The organism is Salaquimonas pukyongi (genome assembly GCF_001953055.1).
Classification (GTDB): Bacteria; Pseudomonadota; Alphaproteobacteria; order Rhizobiales; family Rhizobiaceae; genus Salaquimonas; species Salaquimonas pukyongi.
Map to the genome: position 1 here is coordinate 1,974,271 of NZ_CP019044.1, position 18,920 is coordinate 1,993,190.

At 59.1% G+C, this 18,920-nt stretch carries 15 protein-coding genes; 7 read left to right on the forward strand and 8 right to left on the reverse strand.

Annotated features, from left to right (window positions below):
- Positions 1–49: 49 nt before the first annotated feature.
- The 6 genes from BVL55_RS09550 to kynU all read right to left on the reverse strand — a co-directional run bounded on the left by BVL55_RS09550 (position 50) and on the right by kynU (position 7,449).
- Positions 50–1,483, reverse strand: coding sequence for an NAD(P)(+) transhydrogenase (Re/Si-specific) subunit beta (locus tag BVL55_RS09550; protein WP_075996695.1), 1,434 nt, complete (start codon positions 1,481–1,483; stop codon positions 50–52).
- Positions 1,484–1,495: 12 nt separating this feature from the next.
- Complete coding sequence (locus tag BVL55_RS09555) at positions 1,496–3,070, reverse strand: Re/Si-specific NAD(P)(+) transhydrogenase subunit alpha (protein ID WP_075996696.1); 1,575 nt, start codon at positions 3,068–3,070, stop codon at positions 1,496–1,498.
- Between the two features lie 146 nt (positions 3,071–3,216).
- A complete protein-coding gene (locus BVL55_RS09560; RefSeq protein WP_075996697.1) occupies positions 3,217–4,584 on the reverse strand; it encodes a malonyl-CoA decarboxylase in 1,368 nt (455 codons plus the stop codon).
- A gap of 110 nt (positions 4,585–4,694) precedes the next feature.
- Complete coding sequence (locus tag BVL55_RS09565) at positions 4,695–5,408, reverse strand: alpha/beta fold hydrolase (protein WP_075996698.1); 714 nt, start codon at positions 5,406–5,408, stop codon at positions 4,695–4,697.
- A 5-nt stretch (positions 5,409–5,413) separates the two neighbouring features.
- Positions 5,414–6,259, reverse strand: coding sequence for a tryptophan 2,3-dioxygenase (gene kynA / locus BVL55_RS09570; protein WP_075996699.1), 846 nt, complete (start codon positions 6,257–6,259; stop codon positions 5,414–5,416).
- Complete coding sequence (gene kynU, locus BVL55_RS09575; RefSeq protein ID WP_075998052.1) at positions 6,256–7,449, reverse strand: kynureninase; 1,194 nt, start codon at positions 7,447–7,449, stop codon at positions 6,256–6,258. Before kynU ends, kynA begins: the two co-directional genes overlap by 4 nt.
- Positions 7,450–7,590: 141 nt before the next feature.
- On the opposite strand from kynU, the gene ade reads away from it, so the two are divergent.
- Positions 7,591–9,291, forward strand: coding sequence for an adenine deaminase (gene ade, locus BVL55_RS09580; RefSeq protein ID WP_075996700.1), 1,701 nt, complete (start codon positions 7,591–7,593; stop codon positions 9,289–9,291).
- 1 nt (position 9,292) lies between these two features.
- On the opposite strand, the gene BVL55_RS09585 is transcribed toward ade, so the two are convergent.
- Together BVL55_RS09585 and BVL55_RS09590 are read right to left on the reverse strand one after the other, a co-directional pair.
- On the reverse strand, positions 9,293–11,047 hold the full coding sequence (locus tag BVL55_RS09585) for a SulP family inorganic anion transporter (protein WP_075996701.1): 1,755 nt from the start codon (positions 11,045–11,047) through the stop codon (positions 9,293–9,295).
- Positions 11,048–11,223: 176 nt separating this feature from the next.
- Positions 11,224–12,108, reverse strand: a complete 885-nt coding sequence (locus BVL55_RS09590; RefSeq protein WP_075996702.1) for an MBL fold metallo-hydrolase — start codon at positions 12,106–12,108, stop codon at positions 11,224–11,226.
- Positions 12,109–12,372: 264 nt separating this feature from the next.
- On the opposite strand from BVL55_RS09590, the gene pobA reads away from it, so the two are divergent.
- From pobA to BVL55_RS09620, 6 genes are all read left to right on the forward strand, one after another.
- Positions 12,373–13,542: a 4-hydroxybenzoate 3-monooxygenase gene (gene pobA, locus BVL55_RS09595; protein ID WP_075996703.1), complete on the forward strand. Its 1,170-nt coding sequence runs from the start codon at positions 12,373–12,375 to the stop codon at positions 13,540–13,542.
- 180 nt (positions 13,543–13,722) lie between these two features.
- Positions 13,723–14,916, forward strand: coding sequence for an ABC transporter substrate-binding protein (locus BVL55_RS09600; protein WP_075996704.1), 1,194 nt, complete (start codon positions 13,723–13,725; stop codon positions 14,914–14,916).
- A 109-nt stretch (positions 14,917–15,025) separates the two neighbouring features.
- The gene (locus tag BVL55_RS09605) at positions 15,026–15,862 is read left to right on the forward strand and encodes an ABC transporter ATP-binding protein (RefSeq protein WP_075996705.1); all 837 of its coding nucleotides are present in this window, start codon (positions 15,026–15,028) and stop codon (positions 15,860–15,862) included.
- On the forward strand, positions 15,859–16,563 hold the full coding sequence (locus BVL55_RS09610) for an ABC transporter ATP-binding protein (RefSeq protein ID WP_075996706.1): 705 nt from the start codon (positions 15,859–15,861) through the stop codon (positions 16,561–16,563). Before BVL55_RS09605 ends, BVL55_RS09610 begins: the two co-directional genes overlap by 4 nt.
- Positions 16,564–16,568: 5 nt before the next feature.
- A complete protein-coding gene (locus BVL55_RS09615) occupies positions 16,569–17,582 on the forward strand; it encodes a branched-chain amino acid ABC transporter permease (protein WP_244530477.1) in 1,014 nt (337 codons plus the stop codon).
- Entirely contained in the window at positions 17,579–18,910 is a 1,332-nt protein-coding gene (locus BVL55_RS09620; protein WP_075996708.1) for a branched-chain amino acid ABC transporter permease, read from the forward strand. Before BVL55_RS09615 ends, BVL55_RS09620 begins: the two co-directional genes overlap by 4 nt.
- Positions 18,911–18,920: the final 10 nt, after the last annotated feature.

Here is an 18,920-nt window from a genome sequence, read left to right on the forward strand (position 1 = left end):
TCATGAACGCCGAACCGGCGACCAGCACAACGCGGTCCGTTCAACCCTGTCAGTTCATGATCGAAAGCAACTGGTCGAGGGATGCCTTTGCATCGCCATAGAACATGCGGGTGTTTTCCTTGAAGAACAGGGGGTTCTCGATGCCCGAATAGCCGGCGCCCTGGCCGCGCTTGGAGACAAAGACCTGCTTTGCCTTCCACACTTCCAGCACCGGCATGCCGGCAATGGGCGAGTTCGGATCATCCTGGGCTGCCGGGTTCACGATGTCGTTGGAGCCGATCACGATAACCACGTCGGTATCGGGAAAATCCTCATTGATCTCGTCCATTTCCAGCACGATGTCATAGGGCACTTTCGCCTCCGCCAGCAGCACGTTCATGTGCCCGGGCAGACGGCCGGCCACCGGATGAATGGCAAACCGCACGTCCTTGCCCCGCCCGCGCAGGCGCTTGGTAAGTTCGGAGACCGATTGCTGGGCCTGTGCCACCGCCATGCCGTAACCGGGCACGATGATGATGCTGTCGGCATCCTCAAGGGCGGCCGCCACACCGTCGGCGTCGATGGCCACCTGCTCTCCCTCGATCGTCTGGGCCGGTCCGGACGTGCCGCCAAAACCGCCAAGGATGACCGATATGAAGCTGCGGTTCATCGCCTTGCACATGATGTAGCTGAGAATGGCGCCGGAAGAGCCCACCAGCGCGCCGGTGACGATCAGAAGGTCGTTGCCGAGCGAAAAACCGATGGCAGCCGCCGCCCAGCCTGAATAGCTGTTCAGCATCGACACAACCACCGGCATGTCGGCACCGCCAATTCCCATGATCAGGTGATAGCCGATAAACAGGGCCGCTGCCGTCATGATCAGCAATGGCCAGACGCTGCCAGTGCCGAAGTAGAGGAACAGGCAGATCAGCGAAATGGCAGCGGCAGCAGCGTTGAGCGCATGACCACCGGGCAGCTTCTCGGCGGCAGAACTGACCTTTCCGGCCAGCTTTCCGTAGGCAACAACAGAACCGGTAAAGGTCACCGCACCGATGAAGATGCCGAGAAAAAGTTCAATGCGCAAAATGCTCTGCTCAACCGGCGTCTTGTGCGCCAGAAGACCGGCGAACCCGTGCAGCGCCTGGCGGGACGTTTCGTCCATGGCCAATACGCGCACCAGTTCGACATGGGCATTAAAGCCAACGAACACGGCGGCAAGGCCCACCAGGGAGTGCATGGCGGCAACCAGTTGCGGCATCTCGGTCATTTGCACGCGCGTTGCCACGTAAAACCCGATCACGCCGCCGGCGGCCACGAGAATGACCGACAACAGCCACAGGCCGGAGCCGGGACCGATCAGGGTGGCAGCCACCGCCAGCGCCATGCCGGCAATGCCGTACCAAACGGCCCGCTTGGCGCTTTCCTGGCTGGACAGCCCGCCCAGCGAAAGAATGAACAAGACAGCAGCAACGACATAGGCTGCAGTGGTAAATCCGAATTCCATTGCCCTGCCCCCTTAAGACTTCTGGAACATGGCAAGCATGCGCCGGGTGACCAGGAAGCCACCGAATATGTTGATCCCCGCCATGAACACCGACAGGGCAGCAAGAAGGATGACCAGCCAGGACCCCGAGCCGATCTGCATCAGCGCGCCCAAAATGATGATCGATGAAATGGCGTTGGTGACTGCCATCAGCGGCGTGTGCAGCGCATGCGACACGTTCCAGATCACCTGGAAGCCGACAAACACCGACAGCACGAAAACAATGAAATGCTGCATGAAGCTGGCGGGCGCATAAAGCCCGGCCAGCAGGATCAAGGCAGCACCGGTGGCAAGCAGCGTTACCTGCTGTTTGGTTTGCGCCTTGAAGGCGGCAATTTCGGCGGCCCGTTTTTCTTCCGGCGTAAGCTCCCTGGCCTTCTCCTTCGGCTTGGCTGCGGCAATGGCCTGAACCTTGGGCGGTGGCGGCGGGAAGGTGATCTTGCCCTTGTGGGTGACGGTCGCACCTCTGATCACATCATCGTCCATGTCGTGATTGAGCTTGCCGTCCTTTTGCGGTGTCAGGTCGGAAAGCATGTGGCGCACATTGTTGGCGTAGAGCGACGAGGCCTGGGCGGCCATGCGCGAGGGAAAATCGGTGTAGCCGATGATCGTCACCCCATTGTCGGTGACGATCTTCTCGTCTTTCTTCGTCAGCTTGCAGTTGCCGCCCTTTTCGGCGGCAAGGTCCACGATCACCGAGCCGGGCTTCATCGACTGGACCATGTCCCTGGTCCACAGCTCCGGGGCCTCCCGGTTGGGGATAAGCGCCGTGGTGATGACGATGTCCATGTCGGGCGCCAGTTCACGGAATTTCTTCAACTGCGCCTCGCGAAACTCGGGACTGGAAACCGAGGCATAGCCGCCGGTTGACGCGCCGTCCTGTTGCTCTTCCTCAAAATCGAGATAGACGAACTCCGCCCCCATGGATTCAACCTGTTCGGCCACTTCCGGCCGCACATCGAAAGCATAGGTAATCGCGCCCAGGCTGGTTGCTGTGCCGATAGCGGCAAGGCCGGCAACGCCTGCCCCCACAACCAGCACCCGGGCCGGCGGCACCTTGCCGGCAGCCGTTACCTGACCGGTGAAAAAGCGGCCGAAATTGTTGCCTGCCTCAATGACCGCACGATAGCCGGCAATGTTGGCCATCGAGGAAAGCGCGTCCATCTTCTGTGCCCGCGAAATGCGCGGCACCATCTCCATGGCGATGACGTTGGTACCAGCCTTTTTTGCCGCTTCCATGCCTTCCTTGTTGGCCGCCGGATTGAAGAAGGAGATCAACGTCAGGTCTTTCCTGAGGTGCTTGAGCTCGGTCTTGGTGGGCTGGCGCACCTTGGCAACGATATCGGCTTCTTTCCACAAGGCGGCTGCGGTTTTGACCACCCTCACCCCGGCATCCCTGTAGGCCTTGTCGGAAAACCCCGCGGCCTTGCCCGCACCGGCCTGGATCAGGCATTCATATCCCAGCTTCTGCAGAAAACCCGCACTCTCCGGTGTCATCGCAACCCGGTTCTCGCCGGTTGCAGCTTCCTTGGGCGTTCCTACCTTCATAACTCAGCTTCCCTGCAATTTTTGAATCGCGCCATGCCGGTTTATACATCACCCGGCGGCGTTGCAATTCATCATCCTCCACCAGCAGTTCTGTGTGCCTGTTCTTTCTGCGGGATATGTCACTGTCTTCGACCGGTAAAGGGCAACTAAACCGTCTCCTGGCTTGATTGCCTTTCCTGCTCATTTCTGCTGCGCCGGGTCTTTTTCCCCGATGTGCCGCGCTCGCGCAACAGGCTGCGAACGGACCTGGAAGCGATAACCTCCCGGCTTTGCGCATAGGCTTCGTGGTTGGCCTCTACAGCATTGAGATTATAAAGATAATTGACCATCACACCGCTGGAGGCGGCAATTCCTTTTGGCGAAAGGTCTGCTGCAGTATGAATTTTCTCCAGCCGGGCACCATTGCCCAGATGAAACCGGGCAACGGGATCGGCAGGATGTCCGTCCGGCCGCTTTGCAGTGCAAAGATATTCTGCCGCCAGCCGGGCAAGATCTGCCGCCTTGTCTGCAAGTGCCGCCTCATCCTTTGCCGACAAAATCGCAGCCATTGTTTTGGCATCGCCAGGTTCGATGTCGCCGTCCTCCATCTGGCGCTCAAGCCAGCGGTTGAAACCGGGCACCGGCGACAAGGTGACGAAGGTCTTGATGTTGGGCAGGGTGCTGCCCAGTTCCATCGCCACCTGCTTGATGAGAAAGCTGCCGAAGCTGACGCCGGCCAGCCCTTTCTGGCAGTTGGAGATCGAATAGAACACCGCAGTCAAGGCTTCGTTTTCGCCTACCAGCGGGCGGTCCTCCGCCAGCACTTTCTGAATGGAGGCCGGAATGGCGTCCGTTAAGGCAACCTCGACGAAAATCAGCGGCTCTTCCGGCATTGAAGGATGAAAGAATGCAAAGCAACGCCGGTCGGCAGGAAACAGTCGCCGCCTCAAGTCATCCCAGTCATCGATGGCGTGGACGGCTTCATATTCGATGATCTTTTCCAGAATGTTGGCCGGGGTTCTCCAGTCGATGCGCCGCAGCACGAGAAATCCGCGATTGAACCAGGATTCGAACAGGCGGCTGAAGTCGAGATCGGCCCTGCGAAAGGACGGGTTTTCCTTCAACAGCCCCAGCAGGTCCGCCCGCATGCGCACCAGCATTTCCGTTGCGTCCGGTGCCTGGTTGAGGCGCCGCAGCAATGGTTGACGCCTGGGCTCGGCCTCCTTCAAAAGCCGGGCAAGGTCTTCGCTGCTGTTGGAGTGGGCATAGTCTGCCGCAGCTTTGCTTACCGCATCGGTATCGACATCGTATTGTTCGACCAGCATCGAGAAGAAATCGCGCTTTTCCTCCTCCGTCATGTTTTCATAACGCGCCAGCACCGCAGCTGCGATACGCGTGCCGGACGCTTCGCCGCGCTCTGACATCAGCGCAGCACACAGTTCTTCCGTCGAACGTTTGTCGTCGCTGGCAGAACGCCCCTGACGGCGCTCGAAAATCGAAAACAACAGATCGGCGAGGAAATTGGAACGTGTCATGGTCTGGTTCCTATCAAATCAATCAGCACGCACGCCACCCTGCTTGAGAAAATGCACAAGATCATGATCCCGGCAAAAACGACCTATAAAAAAGAAGATGCAACCACCGCTCAAACCCGCCGGGAAAGCCATGTTTCAAGCGCGGCATTGGTGGCTTCCGGGGCTTCCAGCACTGGAAGGTGACCAATCGCTGATTGGATGACAAGCTCGCTGTGTTCAAACAGTTCGGCGATGTCCTTGTGCTTTTCGACCGAAAACAGCCGGTCTTCTTCTCCGCACAGAACCAGGACCGGCCCCTTGTAACCTGGCAGATCATTGCGGCAGTCGCGCCGCGCCGTCATTGCCGCCGACTGGGCAGCAAAGACATCGACGCCATGATCAACCGCCATCGCCACAACGGTATCAATCAGATCGGTGCGGGTTTTGTGCGCCGCGGCAAGATAGGACGGTGCAAGTTCCTCCCGGGCGATCGTCTCCAGCCCTGCCTTTTTTGCCCGCTCGATTCGCTTTCGCCGGGTTTGCGCCCGCTCCGGCACTTCCGGCTCCACCGTGGTACTCAGCAGGGCAAGGCGAAGGACACGCCGGGGATGTTGCGCTGCCATCTGCGCTGCCAGCATGCCGCCCATGGAAAGCCCGACGAGGTTGAAACGGTTATCCCCCACAGCTTCCAGCGCATTGTCGATATAGGTTTCAAAAGCTTCGCCCGCCTTCAGACCGGCAACCACGATGTTATAGCGGCCCTTCAGCGCGGCGATCTGCGGCGCAAACAACCGTTCGTCACACATGTGCCCGGGAATGAAGAGAATGGTTTCCTTCGCTGCCATGCCGCTTACAGCTCCGTGCGCACGTGCCACAGTTCGGGAAACAGTTCCACCGCCAGCATGCGTTTGAGATAGCTGATCCCGCCAGTGCCGCCCGTACCGCGCTTGAACCCGATCACCCGCTCGACCGTCGTTACATGGTTGAACCGCCAGCGGCGGAAATAGTCCTCGAAATCCACCAGCTTTTCGGCAAGTTCATAAAGCTCCCAATTGGCTTCGGGATTTTCATAGACCTCGCGCCAGGCTGCGATCACGCCATCATCGGCAAGGTGGGTTTTGGATACATCGCGTTCCAGCACCGCCGATGGCACATCAATGCCTGCGCGCGCTGCAAACCGCAGCACCTCATCGTAAAGGCTGGGGGTTTCAAGCTCTGCAGCAAGCAGCGTGTGAATGTCGTCGCGATGGGCATGCGGCTGCAGCATCGCATGGTTGCGGTTGCCGAGAACAAACTCGATCAGCCGGTACTGCCAGGACTGGAACCCCGAAGACTGGCCAAGGGCATCGCGAAACCGGGTATAATCGCTCGGCGTCATGGTTCTGAGCACATCCCAGGCCGAATTCAGCTGCTCGAAGATACGCGATACGCGGGCAAGCATTTTCAAGGCCGGCTGCAGGCGATCTTCGGCTATGGCCGTGCGGGCTGCGGAAAGTTCGTGGATTGCCAGCCGCATCCATAATTCTGAAGTCTGGTGCTGGACGATGAACAGCATTTCGTCATGGGCATCGGAAAGCGGCTTTTGCGCCCGCAGGATCGCATCGAGCTTGAGATAGTCGCCATAGGACATCCGCCCGTCAAAGGCCATTTGCGCACCTTCCTCAGCCGGATCGTAACTGGTTTCATAGTCGCTCATGTCACGGCCTGCCGTTTTCTGAATTCGGGCTTGTCCCAACTGCCGGTCTCGATGATTTCGCAAAGGATACCCGCTGCCTGCGCCACATCTTCAAGCGTGTTGTAAAGCGGGCAGAACCCGAAACGCATGATGTCCGGCGCGCGGAAATCGCCCACCACGTTTTGCGCGATCAGTGCCTGCATGGCGGCATAGCCTTCCGCAAACCGGAAGGAAACCTGTGAGCCCCGCGCCGCCGGATCGCGCGGGCTGGCAAGCTGCGCCTTGTCCGTTCCCGCTTCCACCAGTTCGATAAAACGCTGCGACAATTCGATGGAGCGCGTCCGTATGTCCGCCATGTCAACACCATCCCAAACGCCCAGCGCGGCATCGAGAACCGCCATCTGGATCACTGGCGGCGTACCCACGCGCATGCGCTCAACGCCGGCGCCCGGCCGGTAATCAAGATCGAAGGCAAACGGTGCTTCATGGCCAAGCCAGCCCGAAAGTGCGGGACGAACCTTGTCCGCCAGATCAGGCCGCACATAGATGAAGGCCGGCGCGCCCGGCCCGCCATTGAGGTATTTGTAGGTGCAGCCGATGGCAAACTCGGCATTTGAGGCCGCCAGATCTACCGGCAAGGCACCGGCTGAATGCGCAAGGTCCCAGATCATGACGGCCCCTGCCGAATGCGCCTTGCCGGTGATTGCCGCCATGTCGTGCAGACGGCCGCTGCGGTAATCAACTTCCGTCAGCATCACCACCGCAATGGTTTCATCAATATGGCTTTCCACCGCTTCGGGATCGACCACCTTCAACTGGTGCCCCCCATTCAACGATTTGAGCAAACCGTCAGCCATGTAGAGATCGGTGGGAAAGTTTCCGTTGTCGGAAAGCACGGTTTTCCGGTCCGGGTTCAGTTCCAGTGCCGAAGCGAGCGCCTGATAAACCTTGATGGAAAGCGTATCGCCGGTAACAACGCTGCCGGCCGGAGCACCGATCAGCCGGCCGATCCTGTCACCCAGCTGCATCGGCAGATGCATCCAGCCGGCCTTGTTCCAGCCGCCGATCAGCATCTTGCTCCATTCCTCGGCGATGACGCGCTTTGCGGCGGCCTGTGCACAAACGGGCATTGGCCCAAGCGAATTGCCGTCGAGATAGATCAGCCCTTCAGGCAAGTGGAATTGCTGTCTGGTCTTTGTAAAATCAGTCATGAAACATCCGTGAAAAAATGCGCAGATACATGCAATGGCGGCCGCGGCAAATCCCCCAACATGGCACGGCGGGCGCATTGCAACGGCAAGTGACCGCAGATAAACAGGAATGTCCACCCCTCATTTCAAGCCGGAGACATCATGAACAGGCAACAGCTTGCCAGCGCCATCGCACAGGGCAAAGGCGCCGAACCAGCAGACCTTGTTTTAAAGGGCGGCCGCTTTTTCGATCTTGTTTCCGGCAGACTGATTGACGGCAATATTGCCATCAGCGGCGACCGCATCACCGGCACCTGCGCGGACTATGACGGCAAACAGGAAATCGACATTTCCGGAAAGATTGCCGTTCCCGGTTTCATCGACACCCACCTGCATGTGGAGTCTTCCTGCGTCACGCCGTTCGAATTCGACCGCTGCGTCACGCCGCGCGGCATCACCACAGCAATTTGCGACCCGCACGAGATTGCCAATGTCACGGGCATCAGCGGCATTGAGTACTTCCTTGAGGCAGCCCTTCGCACCGTGATCGATCTGCGGGTGCAGCTTTCAAGCTGCGTTCCCTCCACCACGATGGAGACAGCAGGCGCAACCCTTGAAATCGGCGACCTGCTCCCCTTCATCGACCATCCCAAGGTGATCGGCCTGGCGGAGGTCATGAATTATCCCGGCGTGCTCAATGGCGATCCCGGCATTCTTGCCAAGCTGGAAGCATTTCAGAACCGCCATATCGATGGCCATGCGCCCCTGGTGCGCGGATATGACATCAACGGCTATTGCGCAGCCGGCATTCGCACGGACCACGAAACCACCTCTGCCGAAGAGGCGCTGGAAAAACTCTCCAAGGGCATGCACATCCTTGTGCGCGAAGGATCGGTCTCCAAGGATCTTGACGCCCTGCTGCCGATCATCACCGAGCGCAATTCGCCCTTCCTTGCCCTTTGCACCGACGACCGCAATCCTCTCGACATCGCCGAACACGGCCATCTCGACTACATGATCCGTCATGCGATTGACCGGGGCGCCGAGCCGCTCGCCGTGTATCGCGCAGCCTCGATCTCCGCTGCCCGTGCCTTCGGACTGAAAGATCGCGGCCTCATCGCCCCAGGCTGGCGCGCCGACATCGTCATCCTCGACACTCTGGAAGACTGCAACGCGAAAACGGTGCTGGCAGCAGGAAGACCCGTCAATGAGGCTTTGTTTGCATCAAGAAAAACGATCCCTCCGGTAGCGCGCAACTCCGTCAACGCGCCTCAGGTTTCAGCCGACCATTTCCATGCTCCGGCCAACAAGGCTGAAACCCATGTCATCGGCATCGAGCCCGGCAAGATCATCACCCGGCATCTGCTCGAGGATATTGAAGTATCCGGCGGCCACAAGCTTGCCCATCCAGGCCGCGATCTTGCCAAGATTGCCGTCATCGAGCGCCATGGCAAAAACGGCAACATCGCCACCGGTTTCGTGCGCGGTTTTGAGATGAAGCGCGGTGCGATTGCCTCCACCGTCTGTCACGACCATCACAACATTGCCGTGGTCGGGGTAAGCGAAACCGACATGGCGGTTGCCGCCAACCGGCTGGGTGAAATCGAGGGCGGTTTCGTCGTCGTGCTTGATGGCGCAATACTGGCCGAAGTCGCCCTGCCCGTCGCCGGGCTGATGAGCCTGAAACCCTTTGAGGAGGTTCGCGATGAACTTGTTGTCCTGCGCAAGGCGGCACGCGATCTCGGCGTCACACTGGAAGAACCCTTCCTGCAACTGGCCTTCCTCGCCCTGCCGGTCATTCCGCATCTGAAGATTACCGATCACGGCCTGATCGATGTCGACCGTTTCGAAGTAATCGCCTAGCTCATCCAACGGGTTTTGATTTTGCTGCACCGCCCCTGCGTGGTTTTCCGGCCAGTTCGCTCACCGCCTGATGCTGACTCAGGAATACCTTGCCGGTCAATTCATCGAGAAAGTCGGTGCGCTTCAGCCGGTCCATCACCGGGCCCTTGACTTCGCTCATGTGGAACGTAACCCCGCCGGCCTTGAGCCGCTCGTTGATCGCTTCCAGCGATTCCAGCGCGCTCATGTCGATGGCATTGATCGCTGGCGCCATGAGAATAACGTGTTTCAGCTTCGGCCGGCGGGAGGCCAGATCGTAGATCGCATCTTCCAGATAGCGTGCATTGGCAAAATACAGGCTCTCGTCTACCCGAACCGTCAGAATGTGCTCATCGGTAATGACCTTGTGGCGCAGCACATTGCGGTAATATTCGGTACCCGGCACCTGACCGACGACCGCCATGTGCGGCCGCGATGACTTGTAGAGATGAATCAGGATTGAAACCAGCACACCCGTTGTCACCCCCGCCTCAACGCCAAACCCAAGCGTGATCAAGATGGTCGAGGCAACGGCAAGAAAATCCGCCTTCGAGTAAATCCAGGTCTTTTTCAGAATGGAAAAATCAACCAGCGACAGCACCGCGACGATGATGGTCGCAGCCAGTGTCGCCTTGGGCAGGAAGTATAACAGAGGCGTCAGCGTCAGCGAGGCAAATGCCAGCCCAACCGCGGTAAAGGCCCCGGCAGCAGGCGTTGCCGCACCTGCATCAAAATTGACCACCGAGCGGGCAAAGCCGCCGGTTACCGGATAACCACCACTGAACGCTGCGCCCACATTGGCCGCCCCAAGGCCGATCAGCTCCTGGTCGGGATCGATGCGCTGGCGCCTCCTGGCGGCAAGGGTTTGGGCAACGGACACCGATTCAACGAACCCGATCACCGAGATCAGCATGGCGGAGCCGGCAAGGGCGAGCCACATGTCGAAGGAAAAAACCGGCATGGTAAGCGGTGGCAGTCCCTGCGGGACATCGCCGACCAGCGCAACGCCTTTCGAACCCAGATCAAACCACCAGGCTGCCAGGATGGTGAGCGCCACAGCACCGACAGGGCCGGCCTTGGCCATCACATCGGCCAGCCGGGCCGGGATGCCCCACCCGGTCAACAAGGGCTTTAATCCCTTGCGCACCCAGAACAGGAACCCTGCCGAAATAGCCCCGATGAGGAAGGTATGGGGATTGAGGCCGCCTGAATGGGTCAACAATGAACCGGCAAGCTCATACAGATTGTGCCCTTCCGCCGGAACGCCAAGCACATGCTTCAACTGGCTGGTGGCGATGATGATCCCGGATGCGGTGATGAAACCGGCAATCACCGGATGGGACAGGAAGTTGGCAAGAAAACCCAGCTGCAACAGCCCGAGCGCCATCAGCATCAGACCGGACAGAAAGGCGAGCGTGATGGCGGCGGCGATGTATTCTGCCGAGCCGGGCACGGCAATCTTTCCGATGGCAGCCGCCGTCATCAGCGAGACGACGGCAACCGGCCCCACGGCAAGCGCCTTGCTGGTGCCGAACACCGCATAGAGCAGGATCGGCACGATGGAAGCATATATCCCCATTTCCGCCGGCAGGCCTGCCAGCAGCGCATAGGCCAGCGACTGGGGCACCAGCATGATGGTTACGATAACCGCAGCCAGCAAGTCGCTTCCGGCCTGCTGGCGGTCATATGTCCTGCCCCATTGAAGAATGGGCAGATATCGGCGCAGAAGTTCCGGCATTGGTTTTATCCGCTTGCAGAAAAACACTATTCAGCGGTCACGCCATCACATGGCCGGATGATACGAATTGTTAGTACCGCTGGTTGATTTCCAGCAAACCGGCCAGGTGGCGAAACCGGCGCCCGGATGCTCTGGTGCCCCCGCAACCCTTGCGCACCCGCCACCCTGGCACCCTGTCAGATCCGGTTGATGGGCACCTTGAGCATCGGCTTGCCGTCGGGGTCCGTCGGCACGTTCCCCGCCCGCATGTTGACCTGCAGCGAAGGAAGGATCAGCTTGGGCATGTCGAGTTGCGCATCGCGTTCGGTGCGAAAGCGGATGAAATCCTCGCGGCTCTTGCCGCCCCCAACGTGAATGTTGTGTGCCTTCTCCTCGCCCACCGAGGTTTCCCATTTGATATCGCGCCCGTTCGGCCCGTAATCGTGGCACATGAACAGGCGCATATCGTCCGGCAGCGCCAGAAGCTTCTGGATTGAGTCATAGAGCACGCCGGCATCGCCGCCCGGAAAATCGGCCCGTGCCGAACCTCCATCGGGCATGAACAGCGTGTCGCCAACAAAGGCCGCATTGCCCATGACATGGGTCATGCAGGCCGGCGTGTGGCCAGGCGTATAGATGACGAAGGCCGGCATGCTGCCGATGGTGTAGGTATCACCGTCCTTGAACAGGGCATCGAACTGCGAACCGTCGCGCTGGAACTCGGTCCCTTCGTTGAAAATTTTGCCGAAAGTATCCTGGACAACCAGGATCTGGTCGCCAATTCCGATTTTTCCGCCGAGCTTTTCCTGGATATACGGGGCGGCCGAAAGATGGTCGGCATGCACATGGGTCTCGATGATCCATTCCGGCTTGAGGTCGCGCCGCTTGATATATTCAATGATCGCATCGGCATTTTCATAGGTCAGCCGGCCAGCGGCATAGTCGATATCCATCACCGAATCGATCACCGCACAGGAATTGCTCGAAGGGTCTTTCACCACATAGGAAATCGTGTTGGTCGCCGGATCGAAAAAAGCCTCAACCTCGGGTTTGACCGTCATGTCGACAGGATATTGCGTCATGGGATAAAACCTCTTTCTGGCAGGGCGGGACAAGGGCCTCCCGCCAACTATGGGATGATGGTGCCTGCTTCCCGTAGTGCATTCATCAATGTTTATATAAACAGAAGCTGATATAGTTGCAAGGGTCCGCAACGCAATCTTGGCGCATCATGGGTGATGGGTCCACAAACTGCGCCAGGTTTGCAAATTGGAATCCGGCGATGTTTTATCTGCCCCGGCCAGGTCATGAACTCTTAAACAAGCCGCAACGGAAGGATGGATCGGATGCGCACCCAGGTTGCTATTGTCGGCGGCGGCCCTTCTGGCCTGCTTTTGTCGCAACTCTTGCACCGCAAGGGCGTCGACACGATCGTTCTGGAGCGCAAGACCAGGGAATATGTGCTCTCGCGCATTCGCGCCGGCATTTTGGAAACCGGTTTCATCGACCTGATGCGCGAGGCGGGGGTGGCAGAACGCCTCGATCGGGAGTGCCTGATCCATGACGGCACCCACATCGCACTCGACCAGGACATGTTCCACGTCTCGTTTCAGGAAAGCGCCGGCAGATCCGTCGTCGTTTATGGCCAGACCGAGTTAACCCGCGATCTTTACGAGGCACGCGAGGCCGCAGACGGCAAAATCCTCTACGAGATCGGGGATGCTCAAATTCATGACGCAAACACCGACAAACCGTATCTGACCTTCACCAGCGATGGCCAGCCCAGGCGCATCGATTGCGACTTTATCGCCGGCTGTGACGGCTTTCACGGCATCAGCCGCAAAACGATACCGCTTGAAGTGCGCCGGGAATACGAGAAAGTCTATCCCTTTGGCTGGCTGGGCATTCTCTCGCAAACGCCGCCGGTGGACGATGAACTGATCTATTCCTGTTCTCAGCGCGGCTTTGCGCTTTGTTCCATGCGCAATCAGCAATTGAGCCGGTATTACATTCAGTGCGCCCTGTCCGATCATCCCGATGACTGGAGCGATGCCGCCTTCTGGGACGAGTTGAAGCGCCGCCTGCCCGGCGAACAGGCCGAGCGCCTTGTAACCGGCCCCTCGATCGAGAAATCGATAGCACCCCTTCGCTCATTCGTAACCGAGCCGATGCAATGGGGCCGACTGTATTTATGCGGCGATGCCGCCCATATTGTTCCCCCAACCGGCGCCAAGGGCCTCAACACGGCTGCCTCCGACGTCCACTACCTCTACAACGCCCTGTGCGAGCACTACCTTGAAAAGTCGCCGGAAGGCCTTCAGGCCTATTCGGACAAAGCGCTCGCACGGATCTGGAAAGCAGAACGCTTCAGCTGGTGGATGACGATGCTGCTGCACCGGTTTCCCGAGCAGACGGAATTCGATTTGCGCATCCAGCGTTCCGAAATTGCCTTTCTGAAAGAAAATGAATCAGCCCGCAAAGTCTTCGCCGAAAACTATGCCGGCCTGCCCTACTGACCGGCCATACGCCCGATTGAGCCGGCGATTTGCGGTTTACCAATTACGTGACACCGGGCAAACAACCGTTGACCGTGGAACCAAGGGATAATAATGATCTGCCACGGACATACCGTAGGAGGCGGGGCCGGGATGCCCTGCCGATGTAAGCAGTAAATTGAAGTACCTTGGGAGGTATACATGAAAAAGTTGCTATTGGCGCTCGCCGCCTCAACCATGCTGGCCGGCTCTGCGATTGCCGCCGGCCACTCACCCGTCAAGATCGGCGTGATCCTCGGCTTTACCGGACCGATCGAATCGCTGACACCACACATGGCCGATGGCGCAGAGCTTGCCATGCAGGAAGTTTCCGACAGCGGCATGTTGCTGGATGGCGTCAAGGTTGAATCGGTTCGCGCCGACTCCACCTGTATCGACTCCGCCGCCGCACAGGCTGCCGCAGAACGCCTGATCACTTCCGACAAGATTGCCGCCATCATGGGCGCAGACTGCTCGGGCGTGACCGGCGCAATTCTCGCCAACGTTGCCCGCGCCAACGGCGTGGTGATGATTTCACCGTCTGCCACCTCTCCGGCGCTTTCGACCGCAGAGGACGATGGCCTGTTCTTCCGCACCGCGCCGTCGGATGCCCGTCAGGGCGAAGTGCTGGCAAGCATTTTGAAAGACAAGGGCATCAAGTCCGTTGCTGTAACCTACACCAACAACGACTACGGCAAGGGCCTTTCCGATGCCTTCATTTCCAGCTTTGAGGGAATGGGCGGCAGCATCACCATCAACGCCCCGCATGAAGACGGCAAAGGCGACTATTCCGCTGAAGTCGGCGCACTGGCACAGGCCGGCGGCGACCTCCTCGTCGTGCTCGGCTATTCCGACCAGGGCGGCAAGGGCATCATTCGCGGCGCGCTGGACTCCGGTGCCTTCGATACCTTCGCAATGGGCGACGGCATGTATGGAGACAAGCTGCTGGAAGATATCGGCGAGGGCATGAATGGTACCATCGGTTCCGTTCCGTGGTCGGAAGGTGAAGGCGCCGACGCCTTCGTCAAGCTGATGAAAGACGCCGGCAAGAACCCGGATTCTTCCTTTACCCGTGAGTCCTACGATGCAGCCGCACTGATCCTGCTCGCAATGCAGAAGGGCGGCGCGGCAACCAGCGAAGCTGCCAAGGCTCACGTGATGGACGTTGCCAACGCACCGGGTGAGAAAATCCTGCCCGGCGAACTCGGCAAGGCGCTCGAAATCCTCAAGAATGGCGGCGATGTCGATTATGTCGGCGCCACCAATGTGGAACTGATCGGCCCCGGCGAGGCAGCCGGCACCTATCGCGAATACGAGGTCAAGGAAGGCAAGTACGAAACGATCAAGTTTCGTTAAGCGCTTGCGCCCCTGAAACCTCACGAAAACAGAATGGCCCGGCACTGCCCGGGCCATTCTTGCAATCCGTGATGGTGTTGCCCACCGAAAGCAGACACGGAGGACGGGCTTGATCCGTGTAGAAAACCTCTTCAAGCAGTTTGGCGGCATTCATGCCGTGGACGGCGTATCCCTTGAGATCGCCACCGGCTCGATCACTGGCCTGATCGGCCCCAATGGCGCTGGCAAGACCACTCTGTTCAACGTCATTGCGGGGGTTCACAAGCCCACCGGCGGCCATGTCTATCTTGACGGTGAAGAGATCACCGGGCTCGAACCCCACGAACTCTTTCACAAGGGCTTGTTGCGCACCTTCCAGATTGCCCATGAATTCTCCACCCTGACCGTGCGCGACAATCTGATGATGGTCCCGCCCGCACAGGCCGGCGAAAGCCTGATCGATGCCTGGTTCCGGCCCGGCAAGGTGCAGCGGCAGGAAGCCGAAATTCGCGACCGCGCAAACGATGTCATCGAGTTTCTGGAAATTGGCCAAGTCGCCGACGAACTGGCCGGAAACCTTTCCGGCGGCCAGAAGAAACTGCTCGAGCTTGGCCGCACCATGATGGTCGATGCCAAAATCGTTTTCCTCGACGAGGTCGGCGCCGGCGTTAACCGCACCCTGCTTAAGACCATTGGCGGCGCCATCAAGCGCCTCAACAAGGAGCGCGGCTACACGTTCTGCATGATCGAACACGACATGGATTTCATCTCCGATCTCTGTGATCCGGTGATCGTAATGGCGGAAGGGCGCAAGCTTGCCGAAGGTCCTGCCGCCCACATCATGGAAAACGAGGAAGTGATCGAGGCTTATCTCGGCCGCGGCCTGAAGAACAAGCCCGGCGCCAAAAAGGCAGCCGGCGGCAAGAAACCGGCGAAAAGGAAATCCGGGAGGAAACGGACAGCATGAGTTTCCTGATCGGCGAGAACATGACCGGTGGCTATGGCGGGGCGGACATTCTCCACAACTGCACCATTGGTGTGGAAAAGGGCGAGATTGCCGTCATTGTCGGCCCCAATGGCGCCGGCAAGTCCACTGCCATGAAGGCCGTCTTCGGCATGCTGAACCTGCGAGAGGGCCGCGTGATGATGGATGGCGAGGAAATTACCGCCCTGTCCCCGCAGGCCCGCGTCTACAAGGGCATGGGCTTCGTTCCCCAGACCAGCAACGTCTTCACCTCCATGTCGGTGGAGGAAAACCTGGAAATGGGCGCTTTCATCCGGCAGGACGACATCTCCAAAACCATGCACCAGGTCTATGACCTGTTTCCCGTCTTGAAGGAAAAACGCCATCAGCCGGCAGGAGAACTCTCCGGCGGCCAGCGCCAGCAGGTTGCTGTCGGCCGTGCCCTCATGACACAGCCAAAAGTGCTGATGCTCGATGAGCCCACTGCCGGCGTTTCTCCCATCGTCATGGACGAGCTTTTCGACCGCATCATCGAGATCGCGCGTACCGGCATTGCGATCCTGATGGTTGAGCAGAACGCCAAACAGGCACTCAACATTGCCGACAAGGGCTATGTGCTGGTCCAGGGCGAAAACCGATATACCGATACCGGCGAGGCGCTGATGGCCAATCCGCAAGTCCGCAAATCGTTCCTGGGAGGGTGATGGAAGTGGAAAGCCTTCTCAACGCAATCGTCCTGTTGCTCAACTTCCTGGTCTTTCCGGCGCTGGCCTATGGCAGCCAGCTGGCCCTTGGCGCGCTGGGCGTCACCCTGATTTACGGCGTGCTGCGCTTTTCCAATTTCGGCCATGGGGAAACCATGTCCTTTGGTGCCATGGCCTGCATCCTGTTCACCTGGGCACTGCAATCCTGGGGCGTCAGCCTCGGCCCGCTGCCCACAGCGCTGCTGGCGCTGCCTGCCGGCATTGCCGTTACTGCCGCCGTCGTCCTCGCAACCGACAAGCTGGTCTACAGCTACTATCGCAAGCAGAAGGCTGCCCCCGTCATCTTCCTGATTGCCTCTGTCGGCGTGATGTTCGTGATGAACGGTATTGTGCGCTTTATCATCGGGCCTGACGACCGCCGCTTTGCCGATGGCGAGCGCTTCATCTTCACTGCCCGCGAATTCAAGGAATGGTCGGGCCTTGCCGAGGGGCTTGCCCTGCGTTCGACAGTGCTGATCACCGTGCTGACCGCCGTCGTGGTCGTTGCAGCGCTGTTCTGGTTCTTGAACCGCACCCGCACCGGAAAATCCATGCGCGCCTATTCCGACAACGAGGATCTGGCATTGCTTTCCGGCATCGATCCCGACCGGGTGGTACGCATTGCCTGGATCCTCACTGCAGCGCTCGCCACCATTGCCGGAACCCTTTACGGCCTCGACAAGTCCTACAAGCCCTTCACCTTTCTGCAATTGCTGTTGCCGATCTTCGCGGCGGCAATTGTCGGCGGCGTCGGCAATCCGGTCGGCGCCATTGCCGGAGGCTTTGTGGTAGCCTTCTCCGAGATCGCCGTCACCTTTGCCTACAAGAAGTTCCTCTCCTACACCCTGCCGCCCGCCCTGGTGCCGGACGGGCTGGCACAGCTTTTGTCCACCGACTACAAGTTTGCCGTCTCCTTCGTCATCCTTGTTGTTGTGCTGCTTGTTAAACCGACAGGCCTGTTCAGCGGAAAAACCCTATGACCGAGACCACGCGTGCCTATCTGTCATTCGCTGTCATGGCCCTGCTTTTCCTGGCGGTCGGCTTTGTGCAGGGCTGGTCCCTGGCCCTGGCGATCCTCAATCTGTGCCTGATCTCCGCCATCATGTCGCTCGGCGTCAACATCCAGTGGGGATATGCCGGCCTGTTCAATGTCGGTGTCATGGGCTTTGCCGCCGTCGGGGGCCTGATGGCAGTGCTCGTTTCCTATCCGCCGGTCGCCGAAGCCTGGGCTGCCGGGGGCGCCGGCATTCTGGTTTCCGGCCTGCTGGCCGCCATTATCGCCGCGGCCTGCTATGCGGCCTATCGTTTCATGCGCAAGGGCCAGGCCCGGATGTGGACCATATCCGCCATTATTCTGGCCGGCTATTTCATCATTCGCATTGCCTACGATCCCGCCGTCGACGCCATTGAATCCGTCAATCCGGCAGCGACGGGTTTTCTTGGCGGCCTTGGCATACCCATCATTATTTCCTGGGCAATTGGCGGCCTGGCAGCAGCCGGCATCGCCTGGATCATCGGCAAGATTTCACTGGGGCTTCGTTCCGACTATCTGGCGATTGCCACCCTGGGCATTTCCGAAATCATCATCGCCATGCTGAAGAACGAGGACTGGCTTACCAGAGGCGTTAAAAACGTCATCGGCCTTCCCCGCCCTGTCCCCTATGAAGTTGATCTGCAGCAGGCCGAATGGTTTCTTAACCTGTCTGCCAGCCTTGGCATGAGCCCGGTCGACTTCTCCTCGATTTTCGTCAAGCTCTGCTATGCAATTTTGTTCACCATCGTGTTGCTGGTCATTTTGTATCTTTCGGAGAAGGCGCTGAATTCGCCCTGGGGCCGGATGATGCGCGCCATTCGCGATAACGAGATTTCGGCCAATGCCATGGGCAAGGACATCACCCGCCGCCACCTGCAGGTCTTCGTGCTGGGTTCTGCCGTCATCGGCATTGCCGGTGCCATGCTGACGACGCTGGACGGCCAGTTCACGCCCGCTTCCTACCAGCCGCTGCGCTTTACCTTTCTTATCTGGGTAATGGTGATTGTTGGCGGCTCAGGCAACAATTGGGGCGCTGTGCTCGGCGGGTTTGTCATCTGGTTCTTCTGGATCGAGGCCGAGCCTATCGGCATCTGGCTGATGGACAGCCTGACCGCCGGCATGGCGCCCGACAATCCCCTGCGCCTGCATCTCATCGACAGCGCTGCACACATGCGCCTGATCGTCATGGGCCTGATTTTGCTGCTTGTGCTAAGGTTCTCACCACGCGGGCTGATTCCCGAACGCACCGGGCAGCAATACAATCAGCAGCAGTAAACACCGGAGT

Excerpts from the sequence above, each read along its gene's own strand:
- BVL55_RS09550 (WP_075996695.1), bottom strand. The coding sequence starts at position 1,483 with ATGGAATTCGGATTTACCACTGCAGCCTATGTCGTTGCTGCTGTCTTG.
- BVL55_RS09555 (WP_075996696.1), bottom strand. The coding sequence starts at position 3,070 with ATGAAGGTAGGAACGCCCAAGGAAGCTGCAACCGGCGAGAACCGGGTT.
- BVL55_RS09560 (WP_075996697.1), bottom strand. The coding sequence starts at position 4,584 with ATGACACGTTCCAATTTCCTCGCCGATCTGTTGTTTTCGATTTTCGAG.
- BVL55_RS09565 (WP_075996698.1), bottom strand. The coding sequence starts at position 5,408 with ATGGCAGCGAAGGAAACCATTCTCTTCATTCCCGGGCACATGTGTGAC.
- kynA (WP_075996699.1), bottom strand. The coding sequence starts at position 6,259 with ATGAGCGACTATGAAACCAGTTACGATCCGGCTGAGGAAGGTGCGCAA.
- kynU (WP_075998052.1), bottom strand. The coding sequence starts at position 7,449 with ATGACTGATTTTACAAAGACCAGACAGCAATTCCACTTGCCTGAAGGG.
- ade (WP_075996700.1), top strand. The coding sequence starts at position 7,591 with ATGAACAGGCAACAGCTTGCCAGCGCCATCGCACAGGGCAAAGGCGCC.
- BVL55_RS09585 (WP_075996701.1), bottom strand. The coding sequence starts at position 11,047 with ATGCCGGAACTTCTGCGCCGATATCTGCCCATTCTTCAATGGGGCAGG.
- BVL55_RS09590 (WP_075996702.1), bottom strand. The coding sequence starts at position 12,108 with ATGACGCAATATCCTGTCGACATGACGGTCAAACCCGAGGTTGAGGCT.
- pobA (WP_075996703.1), top strand. The coding sequence starts at position 12,373 with ATGCGCACCCAGGTTGCTATTGTCGGCGGCGGCCCTTCTGGCCTGCTT.
- BVL55_RS09600 (WP_075996704.1), top strand. The coding sequence starts at position 13,723 with ATGAAAAAGTTGCTATTGGCGCTCGCCGCCTCAACCATGCTGGCCGGC.
- BVL55_RS09610 (WP_075996706.1), top strand. The coding sequence starts at position 15,859 with ATGAGTTTCCTGATCGGCGAGAACATGACCGGTGGCTATGGCGGGGCG.
- BVL55_RS09620 (WP_075996708.1), top strand. The coding sequence starts at position 17,579 with ATGACCGAGACCACGCGTGCCTATCTGTCATTCGCTGTCATGGCCCTG.